Below are 13,726 nucleotides of genomic sequence, written 5' to 3' on the forward strand. Positions count from 1 at the left end.
ATGGAGTTGCGTGTTCTTATCTCAAACTCAGGCGCTCGCAACAGCGAAGGCCGCATAACGGGCTTGTAAATTCGGATGACCGACACCCTCGACGCCCCGCTTTTCCGCCCACCGGCCCCCAAGCCACGGACAGAGCCGCTCGGGACCCTGGCCTTCTTGAGAGCCGTCCGCGAAAATCCCATCACCACCTGGATGGAGCAGCATTTCGAGGAACTGGTTCTGGCGGGCGAGGGCACCTTAGGTCATCTGACCGTGGTGCACGACCCGGCCATGATCCGCCACATCCTTGTCGAGAACGCGGCCAATTACCGGAAAGACGACCTTCAGATCCGTATCCTCGCTCCAGGTCTGGGGCGCGGTCTCATTACCGCCGAGGGAGAGGAGTGGAAGCTTCAGCGGCGCACCATTGCGCCGCTCTTTACGCCTCGCAATGTCGGCAGCTTCTTCCCCGCCATGGCCGAGGCGGCAGAGCGTCTCGTCAGGCGCTGGCGAAGACGCTCGGAGGGCCGCGTGGTCGATGCCTCGCTGGAAATGACCCGCGTGACGCTCGATGTGCTGGAACGGACGATCTTTACCCATGGTGTGCCGCAGGACCCGGACGCCCTCGGACGGGCCATCACGCGCTATTTCAACAGTCTGGGGCAGGTTGATCCTCTCGATATCTTCGGCTTTCCGGAGTGGATTCCGAGAATCGGCCGCTGGCGTGCCAGACCGGCCATTCGCTTCTTCGAAGAAACGGTCAACGAACTCATCACGGCCCGAAAGGCGCTACTCGCCCGCGGTGAGCCTGCCCCGCGGGATCTGCTGACCCTTCTCCTGGAGGCCTCCGATCCTGAAACAGGCAAAGGGCGGAGCGATATCGAGGTGCGGGCGAATATCGTGACCTTCATCGGGGCGGGGCACGAGACGACCGCCAACGCCCTCTCATGGTCGCTTTATCTGCTGTCCCAGGATGAGCGGGCCCGCGCCAGGATCGAGCAGGAGGTGGATGACGTTCTGGGACAGGGGCCCCTTGAGCCGCATCATCTCGAACGGCTCATCTATACGCGCGCGGTCATCGACGAGGCGATCCGTCTTTACCCGCCTGCACCTTACATGAGCCGGGCCGCGATCCAGGACGATCGGATCGGGGATGTGCATATTCCGGCCGGGTCAATGGTGGCGATCTCGCCTTATGTTCTTCATCGGCATCGGAAGCTGTGGGATCAGCCCGACGCTTTCAGGCCCGAGCGCTTCCTGCCGGAAGAGCGGAGCCGCATCGACCGCTTCGCCTACCTGCCTTTTGGAGCCGGTCCTCGAGTCTGCATCGGTGCGAGCTTCTCGCTGCAGGAAGCGGTCATCGTGCTGGCCACTATCGTCCGGGCGGTACGGCTCGATCTTGTCGAAGGGCATGAGGTAATGCCCCTGCAGAGAATTACCTTAAGACCGCGGGGCGGTCTGCCGATGCGACTGACGCATCGCTCGCGTTGAGCGACAGCGAACATGACAGCTAATCGTACATCGCTGGCATTCCCGGCCGGAGAGGGCGAAAGCCATCGGAGGGGCGGGGAATCCACTGAACCCGCAGGGCCATGGGCCCCCCGGTCCTGGCGGACGGCCGGGGATGACACGGGCGGGTGAGGTCGGTGGTGTCAAAGAGCCTGCGGGCGCGCGGAAACGTCCTCGCGGCGTGTCGGCCCGAGGGTGAGCGGTCGAGGGGAGGCGCGAGGAAGCGGTCCGGCTCGATCTGTGAGGTGTGTGAAGAGCCAGGCGGCTCCTCGCGCACGGTTCTTTTAGGCGGACAGGCGGCACCGGCTCCGTCAACCGCCGCAAGCGGACACCGCAGCGGTCGCGTCTCGACCTGCGGGCGGCTTGTGACCGATCCGAGCCCGACTTGCACAGCCTGGGCCTCCCGTCACCGGAGGCTGCGTTCACCTCCCGCACGGGACCGCTCCCGACCCCGCAGTCACGACGCCTCGCGAGCGCGCCCCCGGCAGGTCAGGACAGATGCAACATAGTTCAGACCAGGACTGCAGTCAAGAACAAAGCGAGAACATTCTCCGGCGCAATCCAGCTCACTCTCTGTCATCCCCGGCCTTGGGCCGGTGATCTCGATCTTCTGAGGCGCAGCGCTCTCCTAATCGGGATGGCCGGGACACGCCCGGCCATGACGCGGCTGGTCCCGGAGCACGTCCGGGATCGCCGACGGCAGGGCGTCGGAGCCGTATCGGAAGAGGGTCAGTTCTTCTTGCGGAAGGCGTCGAGGCTCACGACCTCGGCGGTGCCGGAGGAATTGGCGTCCGCCGCTTCCGGCTTGGAAGCAGGAACTGCTTCGGTCTGCTCGACCTTGGTGACCGGGGGCTTCGCGGGAGCAGACTTTTTCTCCGCGGCGGGCGGGGCTTTTCGGGGCTGCTTCAGCTCCACGGGCTCGGAGCCGCGCACGGGCTGCGGCGCCGGCGGAGCCTCGGCAATCTCGTCTTCCTCCTCGTCCTGGCCGTCGAACTTCAAGCCGAACTGGACGGAGGGGTCAAAGAAGCCGGTGAGCGCATCGAAGGGGATGAGCAGCCGCTCGGGAACGCCGGAGAAGGAGAGGCCCACCTCGAAGGTGTGCTCGGTGACGTTCAGGTCCCAGAACTGATGCTGAAGGACAATGGTCATCTCCTGAGGATATTTTTCGCGCAGGCGGTTTGAGAGCCGAACGCCGGGATAATCCGTCTGGAAGGAGATGTAGAAATGGTGCTCGCCCGGGAGGCCGTCCTTGCCTGCATCGATCAGCACTTTGCGCACGACGCCCTTCAGCGCGTCCTGCACCAGAAGATCGTAGCGGATCAGGTCTTTGCCAGCCATAGGCGATCCCTATTCAGAAACAAAAGTGGAGGCTTCTGTTGCCAGGTGCCTCCGAACCCCGCCTAACGGTGCTACCCGCTAGGGCTTTGAGTCGGCTTTAGGGACTGCTTAAGCAGCCACTGCAACCGGAGCATAGTTGTCGTTGGCAACTATTGAATCGGCCCGATATCGGCGGAACCATGCCGAGCGAAAGTCTATCCTTTACGCCCTCGTCGATCCTATTTCGCCCCCGCCGAAACCCAGGCTCAGCCTGGGCTTTGGTGGAGGCGCCGGGTACCGCCCCCGGGTCCGATGGGTTTATTCCGATAGCCGTTTATCGCCGTAGCCGGTCTCGCGACCGGCAGGGTCAATATAAGGATGGCGGATGGAATTTGAAAGGGTGTGTGCGGTCGGATCGGCCAGGAAAAGCGCCCTGAAAAATCCGGGAGCGCGGCGTTCCGGCTGCTCGTTTGCCAAAATTAAATGATTCACAGGAATAGAGAATTCCCGACTCGGAGGGGCGGGTCCGCTGGCCTATGATGAGGGGAGGAGCGCTCCATGCAAGCCTATCACGATCTTCTCCGCCGCATCATGGATGAGGGCGTCCGCAAGGACGACCGGACCGGAACCGGGACGATATCCGTCTTCGGCCATCAGATGCGTTTCGATCTCAGTCAGGGCTTCCCGCTCGTCACCACCAAGAAGCTTCACCTGCGGTCGATCATTCATGAACTGCTCTGGTTCCTGAAGGGCGATACCAACATCCGGTATCTCAAGGAGAACGGCGTCTCGATCTGGGACGAATGGGCCGACGAGAACGGCGATCTCGGCCCCGTCTACGGCAAGCAGTGGCGCTCCTGGGCGAAGCCAGACGGCGGCACCGTCGATCAGATCAAATGGGTTCTCGACGAGATCCGCCGTAATCCCGATTCCCGTCGTCTCATCGTCTCCGCCTGGAACCCGGCGGATCTCGATAAGATGGCGCTCGCGCCCTGCCACTGCCTGTTCCAGTTCTACGTGGCGGAGGGACGATTGTCCTGCCAGCTCTACCAGCGCTCGGCGGACGTGTTCCTCGGCGTGCCGTTCAACATCGCTTCTTATGCGCTGCTCACGCATATGATGGCGCAGGCGACAGGGCTGCAGCCAGGCGATTTCGTGCATTCCTTCGGCGATGCGCATCTCTACTTGAATCATCTGGAGCAGGCGCGCCTGCAGCTCTCGCGCGAGCCGCGCGCTCTGCCGAAGCTGAGGCTCAATCCGGCTGTGCGGTCGCTGTTCGATTTCACCTTCGATGACATCGCCATCGAGGGCTACGATCCGCATCCTGCCATCAGGGCTCCTGTTGCGGTTTGACGTGCATGAACAGGCGCGAGGCTATCGAGGGTGCCGTCCGGGTTCTGGCTCCGCGAATCCCGAAGCACGAGTTCGAGTCCGTGACGGATCATGCCCTCGGCAGCCGCGGCCTCCACACGGCTTCGCCCGAGACGGCGGCGTGGCTCTCGATCACCTCGTATATCCGCCACAGGTTCACTGATTACGACAACCTGCTCGATGAAGGTTACGATGTGGAAAGCGCCCGCTTCTTCGTGCTCGACGACATGAATGCCATTCTCGAGGAATGGGGGTCGCCGCGCCGTGTCCTCGCTGAGGACGAAGCGGATTGAATCCACGACGATTTCGAATTTCAGTACAAGCCCAATGACACTTGCCCAATGACACTTGCTATCCGCAAAGCTGAAGAGCGCGACGCGCCGCTCATCGTCTCCTTGATCCGGGAGCTCGCCGAATACGAGCGGCTGGCGCACGAAGTCGAGGTGACCGAGGGCGATATGGCGAAGGCGCTGTTCGGATCGAACCCGCGCGTATTTGCGGATATCGCCGAATGGGAGGGGAGACCTGCAGGCTTCGCCCTGTGGTTCTACAATTTCTCCACCTTCCGTGGGCGTCAGGGCATTTATCTGGAGGATCTCTTCGTCCGGCCGGAGTTCCGATCGAAGGGCATCGGTAAGGCGCTGCTGAAGCATCTCGCGCAGCGCTGCATCGACGAGAACCTGCCGCGTCTTGAATGGTGGGTGCTCGACTGGAACGAGCCGGCGCTGAAGTTCTATCGCTCCCTCGGCGCCGTGCCGATGGAGGAATGGACCGTGCAGCGCGTGACGGGCGAGGCGCTCGACAAACTGGCGGAGACGTAATGCCGATCCCTCTCATCCTCGTGGTCGCCGTGGCCGAGAACGGCGTCATCGGACGCAACAACCAGTTGCTCTGGCGCCTTCGCACGGACCTGAAGCGGTTCCGGGAGCTCACCATCGCCAAACCCCTGATCATGGGGCGCAAGACTTTTGAATCCATCGGCAAGCCGCTGCCGGGGCGTGAGACCATCGTGCTCACGCGCCATGCCGACTTCTCCGTCCCGGGCATTCATGTCGTCCACAGCTGGGACGAGGCCGTGGCCAAGGGGAAGGAACTTGCCAAAGCGATGGGAGCCAATGCCGTTGCTGTCGTAGGAGGGGCCGAAATTTATAAAATGGCCCTGCCGCATGTGCAGAAAATATACCTCACCGAGGTGGCTGCGGCACCGGAGGGGGATGCATTCTTCCCGTCTATCGACCGTTCACAGTTTAGCGAAACGGCCCGGATTGCGCATCCCAAGGGGCCGGACGACGAGCATCCGTTTACCTTTATTGATCTCGAAAGGCGCTCCTGACTTGCCTAAGGTTGACGAACGGCTCTTGAATCCCCAATTCGCAGGCTTGACAGGCGGAAAAGGCAAAATCCAAAACGGTCTTTAAATTCCCATCGGCTTCCAGCCGGTCTTTTCAGAGTGAGGAAAGGCGTCCTATGCCTTGGAGTAACCAAAGCGGCGGCGGTGGCCCCTGGGGGCAGCGCGGCGGATCAGGCGGCAAGAGCCCTTGGGGCTCCGGCGGCCCGCAGGGCAACGGAAACCCGCCCGACCTTGAGGATATCCTGCGTCGCAGCCAGGATCGCCTGAAGGATTTCATCCCCGGCGGCTCCATGGGCGGCAGGGGGCTCATCCTCCTCGTTCTCGGTGTCGTCGCCATCTGGTTGCTGACCGGCTTCTACACGGTCCGGCCCAATGAGGTCGGCATCAACATGATCTTCGGCCAGTACAGCAGCACGAGCGGCGAAGGCCTGCGCTACAACTATCCCTATCCGATCGGCCGGGTGATCAAGCCCAACGTGACCGCGCAGCAACGGGTCGAGGTCGGCTACCGCTCGATGGCGACTGGCCAGGGCCGTGCCCGGGACGTGATCGAGGAAAGCCTGATGCTCACTGGCGACGAGAACATCGTCGACATTGATTTCGATGCGGTCTGGCAGATCAATCCCGCGCGTCCGCAGGATTACGTGTTCAACCTGCAGAACCCCGACGGCACCATCAAGTCCGTCGCCGAAAGCGCCATGCGCGAGGTGATCGGCCGGCGCAATATCCAGGCCATTCTCACCACCGAGCAGGCGAGCATCGCCCAGGAAGTGCGCCAGATCATGCAGGGAGCGCTCGATGCCTATGGCGCAGGCGTGCTGATCAACGTGGTGCAGCTTCAGGCAGCCCGTCCTCCGTCCGAGGTCCAGCAGGCTTTCTTCGACGTGAACGCCGCGCAGCAGGATGCGGTGCGCGTGCAGAACGAGGCTGAGACCTTCGCCAGCCGCATCGTTCCCGAAGCGCGAGGCGAAGCCTCCCGCACCATCCAGCAGGCGGAAGCCTATCGCGAGCAGTCCGTCGCCGATGCGAGCGGTCAGGCCGCGCGCTTCCGTCAGGTCTATGAGGAATATCGCAAGGCGCCCGACGTCAGCCGCGAGCGCATGTTCCTTGAGACCATGGAGCGTGTCCTCGGCAGCGTCGACAAGATCATCGTTGATCAGAAGGGACAGGGGGTCGTGCCTTTCCTGCCGCTCAACCAAGTGCCGCAATCCCAGAACAGCCCCTCCACCAGTCCGGGAGCCACGCGATGAACAACTCCGCGCTTCGCACAGGTTTCCTGATCCTTCTGGCTCTGGTTGCCATCGTTCTCTACAGCTCGATCTACATCGTCCAGCAGACGCAATATGCACTCGTGCTGCGCTTTGGTGCCGTGCAGTCCGCGATCTCTGAGCCGGGCTTGAAGTTCAAGATGCCGCTCATCGACAACGTCACCTATTTCGAGAAGCGGGTGCTCGATCTCGATCTGCCGGTTCAGACCGTCCTGTCCGCCGATCGTCAGAACCTCGAGGTCGATGCATTCACGCGCTACCGCATTAACGATCCGCTCCGCTTTTATCAGGCTGTCGGCAACATTGCTCTTGCCAACCAGCGCCTGCAGAGCTTCACTAACTCGGTCATGCGCAATGTCCTTGCCAATGCCTCGCGTGATGCCATCGTTCGCACGGAACGTGGTGGGTTGATGAACCGGATTCAGGAAGACGTGAACCGCCAAGCACGCAGCCTCGGGATCGAGATGATCGACGTGCGCCTCACGCGCGTCGACTTGCCCGCGGCAAACAGTCAGGCCGTCTATCAACGCATGCGCACCGAGCGCGAGCGCGAGGCCGCGGACCTGCGGGCCAACGGACAGCAGCGTGCTCAGACCATCCGGGCCCAGGCTGAGCGCGAGGCCACGATCATTCGTGCCGAAGCCAACCGCAAAGCTGAAGAGCTGCGCGGCCAGGGTGATGCGGATCGCAACCGCATCCTGGCCGAGGCCTTTGGTCAGGATCCCGAGTTTTTCGCCTTCTACCGCTCCATGCAGGCCTACGAGGCAGGCTTGAAGGGAGGCGGCACACGCCTCGTTCTGAGCCCTGACTCAGAGTTCTTCCGCTACTTCAACGGGTCTGCCGGCAGCCCCAATGGAGGCACTCCCTCAACCCCGGCTCCCCAGCCGGCTCCTGCTCAGTAAAAACCTGATGTTGGACTTGATTGCAGCCCTCGGCCTCGCTCTCGCGGTCGAGGGCCTTTTGTTTGCGGCCTTTCCCGACGGAATGCGCCGCGCCATGTACGAGGCCGCGCACAGCCCGAGCGATCAGATGCGACTTGTCGGCATCGTGTCGGCCTTCATCGGCCTTGGCATCATATGGCTGGTGCGCTGGTTTGCTTAAGGCAACGGCCCAGCTTCTGCCGTATTCGCCGCTTGAATGGCGGGCAAGAACGACAATCTATATCTCATTCTCCAAGAGAGGGTTCTCGATGACTCAAGCCACGAATGCGCTGGCGCTCTCCGCCAAAGCATCGGACCCAAAAGTGGATTCCGCTTTTGGGGCAAATCCGATGCTCTCTCCTATTAATCAGCGCATCGTTGATGCGGAATACCGGGACCGCTTTTCGCTAGCGCGGCCTGCTGGGTCCGCACGATGCGCTAAGATGCCGTCTCAGCGCCGCATAAACCGGCTCGCCGCATCCTTCTTTGCGGTCGTGACGTTTGTCGCGGCTGCCATGCCGCTCCCTGCCTTAGCCCGCTCGGCACCCGAGTCCTTTGCCGATCTGGCAGAGGAGGTGACCGGCGCCGTGGTCAACATTTCGGCTTCGACCACCGTCGAGGCCCGCAACCGCACCCTGCCTCAGCTGCCGCCTGGAACCCCCTTCGAGGACCTCTTCGAGGAATTTTTCAACCGTCGCGGTCAGGGCAACGGCGACAACACGCCTCCGCGTCCGCGCAGCTCGAACTCTCTGGGCTCCGGTTTCGTGATCGATCCCTCGGGCATCGTGGTCACGAACAATCACGTGATCGGCGATGCCAACGACATCAGCGTGATCTTCTCCGACGGCACGCGCCTCAAGGCCGAGATCGTGGGCAAGGATTCCAAGGTCGACCTCGCGGTGCTGCGCGTGAAATCCGACAAGCCCCTCAAGGCTGTGAAATTCGGCGATTCCGATGCCCTTCGCCCCGGTGATTGGGTGATGGCGATCGGCAACCCGTTCGGCCTCGGAGGCTCGGTGACGGCGGGTATCGTGTCGGCTCGCGGCCGCAATATCGAGTCCGGCCCCTATGACAACTACATTCAGACCGATGCCGCCATCAACAAAGGCAATTCCGGCGGTCCGCTGTTCAACATGAACGGCGAGGTCATCGGCATCAACACCGCCATCCTCTCACCCACGGGCGGCTCGGTCGGTATCGGCTTTGCGGTTCCGGCTTCCACGGCTGTCCCGATCATCGATCAGCTGCGAGAATTCGGCGAGACCCGTCGCGGTTGGCTGGGCGTGCGCATCCAGAATGTGGATGACGCCACCGCCGAAGCCTTGAGCCTCGGCTCGGCCCGTGGTGCTCTGATCGCCGGTGTCGACGAAAAAGGTCCCGCCAAGCCGGCCGGTCTTGATGTCGGCGACGTGATCGTCAAGTTCGATCACAAGGACGTGAAGGATTCCCGCGACCTGCCGCGCATCGTCGCCTCTACGCCCGTCGGCAAGGAGGTCGATGTCACCATCGTGCGCAAGGGTCAGGAGATGACCAAGAAGGTGACCCTGGGCCGCCTCGAAGACGGTGAAAAGCAGGCCAGCCTGCAGCAGCCGCCTGCGGAAGCCCCGACCGTCACGCGCCAGGCTCTCGGCCTCAGCATGTCCGGCATGACGGATGAGCTGCGCCGCCGCTTCAGCCTCAAGGATGACCTGAAGGGTGTGGTCATCACCCGTGTCGATCCGAACTCCTCGGCCTCCGACAAGCGGATCCAGGCCGGCGAGGTGATCGTCGAGGTGAATCAGGAGCCGGTGGCGAGCCCGGCCGACGTCACCAAAAAGATCGACGACTTGAAGGCTCAAGGGCGCAAGTCTGCGCTGCTCCTGGTCGCCAATCCTCAGGGCGAAGTTCGCTTCGTGGCATTGTCTATCGAGTAGCCACCGAAAAATCTCTTATGAAAGGCGGCTCCGGCCGCCTTTTTCATGACGCAATGTTCTAAATAAAGAACGTTTTGGTTGACATAGCGTCCGCCATGGAGGCATCTGGAGGCCATTGCCTCCTCAACGAGCCTTGAGCCGCTCGCGAATCCAGCGATGACCTTCGATGACCCAGAACATCTTCCCCGTACCCGCCAGCCTGCAAGCATCGGCTCACGTGAACGCCGAGGCTTATGAGAGGCTCTATCGGCAATCCATTGACGATCCGGAGACATTCTGGCGGGAGCAGGCGCAGATCCTTGACTGGTCGAAGCCGTTCACGCAGGTGCAAAACACGCATTACTCGCCCGAGGATGTCGTCATCGAATGGTTCGCCGATGGCCGACTGAACGCGTCTTACAACTGCCTGGATCGCCACGCAGCCACCCGCGGGAATGATGCTGCGATCCTTTGGGAGGGCGATACGCCGGGCGAGACGAAGCGGATCACATGGAGCGCACTTCACGGCGAGGTCTCCCGTCTCGCAAATGCGCTGAAAAAGCTCGGCGTGAAGAAGGGCGATTTCGTCAGCGTTTATCTGCCGGTCGTTCATCAATCGATTGCCGCGATGCTCGCCTGTGCACGCATCGGTGCTGTCCATTCGGTCGTCTTCAGCGGCTTCTCGTCGGAGGCGCTTCAAGGGCGCATCGGGGATTGCCGCTCGCGCGTTCTCATCACGGCCGATGAAGGCATGCGCGGCGGCAAGTATGTTCCGCTGAAGAAGAATGCGGATGCGGCTCTCGAGAATCTTCCCTTCGTCGAGCATGTGCTCGTGGTTCGCCGCACGGGACGCGATGTTCCCATGAAGGCCGGACGTGACCGCTGGTACGATGAGGCTCTGGCGGAAGCGTCGGATACCTGCGAGCCGGTGGAGGTGAGTGCGGAAGATCCGCTCTTCATTCTCTATACCTCCGGTTCTACGGGAAAGCCGAAGGGCATGCTGCACACGACCGGCGGCTATCTCGTGCATGCGGCATCGAGCTTCAAGGCGATGTTCGACTATCACCCCGGCGACATCCACTTCTGCACGGCGGATGTGGGTTGGGTGACGGCGCATACCTATCTGATCTACGGACCCCTTGCGAACGGGGCGACCATCGTGCTCTTCGAGGGCGTGCCCACATGGCCCGATGCGTCGCGCTGGTGGCAGATCATCGAGCAGTACAAGGTCAGTATCTTCTACACGGCGCCGACAGCCATTCGGTCGCTCATGCGCGAAGGCGAGGGGCCGGTGCGCAAGCACGATCTTTCGTCGCTGAAGATCATGGGCTCCGTAGGCGAGCCGATCAACCCGGAAGCCTGGCTCTGGTATCATGAAGTTGTCGGTAGTGGGCGCTGCCCGATCGTCGACACCTATTGGCAGACGGAAACGGGCGCGGTCCTGCTGTGCCCGCTGCCGGGTGCGATGGCGTTGAAGCCGGGCTCCGCGACGAAGCCGTTCTTCGGCGTACGTCCTGCATTGCTGGGCAACGACGGTAAGACCGTCGACGGCGAGGGGGCAGGAGGCTTGTGCTTTGCCGATTCTTGGCCGGGACAGGCGCGCACGATTCATGGCGACCGCGAGCGCTTCCTGAAAACGTACTTCAGCACCTATCCCGGCTTCTACTTCACCGGCGATGGCGCGCGTCGGGATGCGGATGGCTATTACTGGATCACCGGCCGTCTGGACGATGTGATCAACGTCTCCGGTCATCGCCTCGGGACGGTCGAGGTGGAAGCGGCTCTCGCTTCACATCCGTCTGTGGCAGAAGCTGCCGTCGTGGGCTTTCCGCACGAGATCAAGGGGCAGGGCATCTTCGCCTTCGTGACGCTGAAGGAAGGCGTCGCCGAAAGCCAGGAATTGCAGCGTGATCTCGTTCAGATCGTTCGCACCCGCATCGGCCCCATCGCGACGCCCGATCGCATCGAGTGGGCAGCGCAATTGCCGAAGAACCGCTCCGGGAAGATCCTGCGCCGCATCCTCACGCGCATCGCTGCTGGTGATTTTGAGAACCATGGCGACACGTCGACCGTGGCCGATCCCACCGTGGTGGCGGATATCGTGAGGCGGATTCAGGTCCAGCAAGCCTGACCGCCATACCTTTGTCATAAAAGTCATAGCTCATCAGGATAGGTTGGTCGCCGGAGACTCCGCACGGATCCCGCCTCCGGCAATCCGACGCCAGTCTCGTCCAGTTCAGTATCCCAGTCAGTTCAGTGCAAACCCAATGAGGCACAGCCGCTGGCCATGACGGCCGAGCGTGCGAATGAGCTGCCCGCGTTCCACAAAAAGGGGTATCAGGAGCAGAGCTATGAGTACGGTCACGACAAGAGACGGCGCGGATATTTTCTACAAGGACTGGGGCGACGGTCAGCCCATCGTCTTCTCTCACGGGTGGCCGCTGAGTGCGGATGCCTGGGATGCGCAGATGCTCTTCTTCGGAGAGCGGGGATATCGCGTCATCGCGCATGATCGGCGCGGGCATGGTCGCTCGAGCCAGATCTGGACCGGCAACGACATGGACACCTATGCGGATGATCTCGCCGCCGTGATCGACCATCTGAACCTTCGGGATGCCGTGCTCGTCGGGCACTCGACAGGCGGAGGCGAAGTCACACGCTATCTCGGTCGTCATGGAACGCAGCGCATCGCCAAGGCCGTGCTGGTGGGCGCGATCCCGCCACTGATGCTCAAGACGGATGCCAATCCAAACGGAACACCGCTTGAGGTCTTCGACGACATTCGAAAGAACACCTATCTCAACCGACCCCAATTCTTCTACGATCTCACGATGCCCTTCTATGGCTTCAATCGAGAGGGAGCGGCTGTTCACGAAGGCCTTCGCATGGCCTTCTGGCTGCAGGGCATGCAGGCCGGTATCAAGTCGGCCTATGATTGCATCAAGCAGTTTTCCGAGACCGACCTCACGGAAGATCTGAAGAAAATCGATGTGCCGACGCTGATCATCCATGGTGATGACGATCAGATCGTGCCGATCGCGGCATCGGCCATGCTCTCATCCAAGATCGTGCCGAATGCGACGCTGAAGGTCTATCCGGGAGGAGCGCACGGTCTGGCGCAGATCCAGGTCGAGCAGTTCAACAACGATCTGCTCGCCTTCATTCAAAAATAGTGCAGGCGTTGCGGCGCCTGGATTTTTCTTAGACCGGCGTCGCAACGATCTCCTCTGTCCGGTATCCCTGTACATAGAGAAGCGCCGTCAGATCCGCATGATCGATGCGCGCGTGAGCGGCGGCGGCCACGGCGGGCTTTGCCCGGAAGGCAACGCCGAGCCCTGCTTCGCCCAGCATGGCGAGATCGTTCGCGCCATCGCCCACGGCCATGGTCTCGTGGTGCGCGAGCTTGAAATGCTCCCGCAGCTCGATGAGCGTCGCGAGCTTCGCCTCGCGGCCCAGGATCGGCTCTTCCACGAGACCGGCGAGCTTCTCCCCTTCGACGATCAGGTGGTTGGACCGGTGCTCGTTGAAGCCGACCATCGCAGCGACCGGGCCGGTGAAAAGGGTGAAGCCGCCGGAGACGAGGCAGGTATAGCCGCCATTGGCTCGAATGGTCTGGACCAGGGCGCGGCCGCCGGGCGTCAGGGTGATGTGCTTCTCGATGATCTCGTCGACGACGCCGACGGGCAGGTTCTTCAAGAGCGCCACGCGTTCACGGAGCGCCGGCTCGAAGGCGATCTCGCCGCGCATGGCGCGCTCGGTGATTTCCGAAACCTCGCGTTTAAGGCCCACGTAATCGGCGAGCTCGTCGATGCATTCCTGGCCGATCATGGTGGAATCCATATCCGCCAGGAACAGGCGCTTGCGGCGGACTCCTAAGGGCTGCACGACGATATCGACGGGCTGTCCCTCAAGGGCCGCGCGGAGGTCTGCCTCGACGGTCTTGGCCTCGGCAGGGGTGGGAAGGATCAGGTCCGCTGCGATTCCCCTTGCCAGAATGGTGCGTTCCGTCTCATGACCAAGCGCGCGCGCCGCCATGCCTAAGAGGTCGTCCGTGACGACCGGCTGGGATGGGTTGGCGATCAGGGTCGCAACGAGGGATTCTTGAGAAGACGCCATGGG

13 protein-coding genes and 1 other RNA gene are annotated in these 13,726 nt (G+C 62.0%); 11 read left to right on the forward strand and 3 right to left on the reverse strand.

Annotation, left to right across the window (positions count from 1 at the left end; genetic code table 11):
* Positions 1–75 precede the first annotated feature (75 nt).
* A complete protein-coding gene (locus tag ACUXUR_RS13980) occupies positions 76–1,470 on the forward strand; it encodes a cytochrome P450 (protein WP_445502975.1) in 1,395 nt (464 codons plus the stop codon).
* A 747-nt stretch (positions 1,471–2,217) separates the two neighbouring features.
* Here ACUXUR_RS13980 and ACUXUR_RS13985 read toward each other — a convergent pair.
* Both ACUXUR_RS13985 and ssrA read right to left on the reverse strand, forming a co-directional pair.
* Complete coding sequence (locus ACUXUR_RS13985) at positions 2,218–2,826, reverse strand: SspB family protein (RefSeq protein ID WP_445502976.1); 609 nt, start codon at positions 2,824–2,826, stop codon at positions 2,218–2,220.
* 24 nt (positions 2,827–2,850) lie between these two features.
* Positions 2,851–3,207, reverse strand: a transfer-messenger RNA (tmRNA) gene (gene ssrA, locus ACUXUR_RS13990).
* Between the two features lie 156 nt (positions 3,208–3,363).
* On the opposite strand from ssrA, the gene ACUXUR_RS13995 reads away from it, so the two are divergent.
* The 10 genes from ACUXUR_RS13995 (at position 3,364) to ACUXUR_RS14040 (ending at position 12,780) form a co-directional block, all read left to right on the forward strand.
* Entirely contained in the window at positions 3,364–4,158 is a 795-nt protein-coding gene (locus tag ACUXUR_RS13995; protein ID WP_445502977.1) for a thymidylate synthase, read from the forward strand.
* A 5-nt stretch (positions 4,159–4,163) separates the two neighbouring features.
* Positions 4,164–4,469 carry a DUF2293 domain-containing protein gene (locus tag ACUXUR_RS14000; RefSeq protein WP_445502978.1) on the forward strand — a complete coding sequence of 102 codons (306 nt, stop codon included), beginning with the start codon at positions 4,164–4,166 and terminating at the stop codon, positions 4,467–4,469.
* A 48-nt stretch (positions 4,470–4,517) separates the two neighbouring features.
* Complete coding sequence (locus ACUXUR_RS14005) at positions 4,518–4,997, forward strand: GNAT family N-acetyltransferase (protein WP_445502979.1); 480 nt, start codon at positions 4,518–4,520, stop codon at positions 4,995–4,997.
* Entirely contained in the window at positions 4,997–5,509 is a 513-nt protein-coding gene (locus tag ACUXUR_RS14010; RefSeq protein ID WP_445502980.1) for a dihydrofolate reductase, read from the forward strand. Before ACUXUR_RS14005 ends, ACUXUR_RS14010 begins: the two co-directional genes overlap by 1 nt.
* A 134-nt stretch (positions 5,510–5,643) precedes the next feature.
* Positions 5,644–6,777 (forward strand): FtsH protease activity modulator HflK, encoded by a 1,134-nt coding sequence (gene hflK, locus ACUXUR_RS14015; RefSeq protein ID WP_445502981.1) that lies wholly within the window; start codon positions 5,644–5,646, stop codon positions 6,775–6,777.
* A complete protein-coding gene (hflC, locus tag ACUXUR_RS14020; RefSeq protein WP_445502982.1) occupies positions 6,774–7,697 on the forward strand; it encodes a protease modulator HflC in 924 nt (307 codons plus the stop codon). Before hflK ends, hflC begins: the two co-directional genes overlap by 4 nt.
* Positions 7,698–7,704: 7 nt before the next feature.
* Positions 7,705–7,896, forward strand: coding sequence for a DUF2065 domain-containing protein (locus ACUXUR_RS14025; RefSeq protein WP_116527710.1), 192 nt, complete (start codon positions 7,705–7,707; stop codon positions 7,894–7,896).
* Between the two features lie 262 nt (positions 7,897–8,158).
* Complete coding sequence (locus tag ACUXUR_RS14030) at positions 8,159–9,628, forward strand: DegQ family serine endoprotease (RefSeq protein WP_445502983.1); 1,470 nt, start codon at positions 8,159–8,161, stop codon at positions 9,626–9,628.
* A gap of 166 nt (positions 9,629–9,794) precedes the next feature.
* On the forward strand, positions 9,795–11,738 hold the full coding sequence (gene acs / locus ACUXUR_RS14035) for an acetate--CoA ligase (RefSeq protein ID WP_445502984.1): 1,944 nt from the start codon (positions 9,795–9,797) through the stop codon (positions 11,736–11,738).
* 220 nt (positions 11,739–11,958) lie between these two features.
* On the forward strand, positions 11,959–12,780 hold the full coding sequence (locus ACUXUR_RS14040; RefSeq protein ID WP_445502985.1) for an alpha/beta fold hydrolase: 822 nt from the start codon (positions 11,959–11,961) through the stop codon (positions 12,778–12,780).
* A gap of 28 nt (positions 12,781–12,808) precedes the next feature.
* Here ACUXUR_RS14040 and serB read toward each other — a convergent pair whose 3' ends face one another.
* Positions 12,809–13,723, reverse strand: coding sequence for a phosphoserine phosphatase SerB (gene serB / locus ACUXUR_RS14045; protein WP_445502986.1), 915 nt, complete (start codon positions 13,721–13,723; stop codon positions 12,809–12,811).
* Between the last annotated feature and the right edge of the window lie 3 nt (positions 13,724–13,726).

The organism is Microvirga medicaginis (assembly GCF_052658925.1).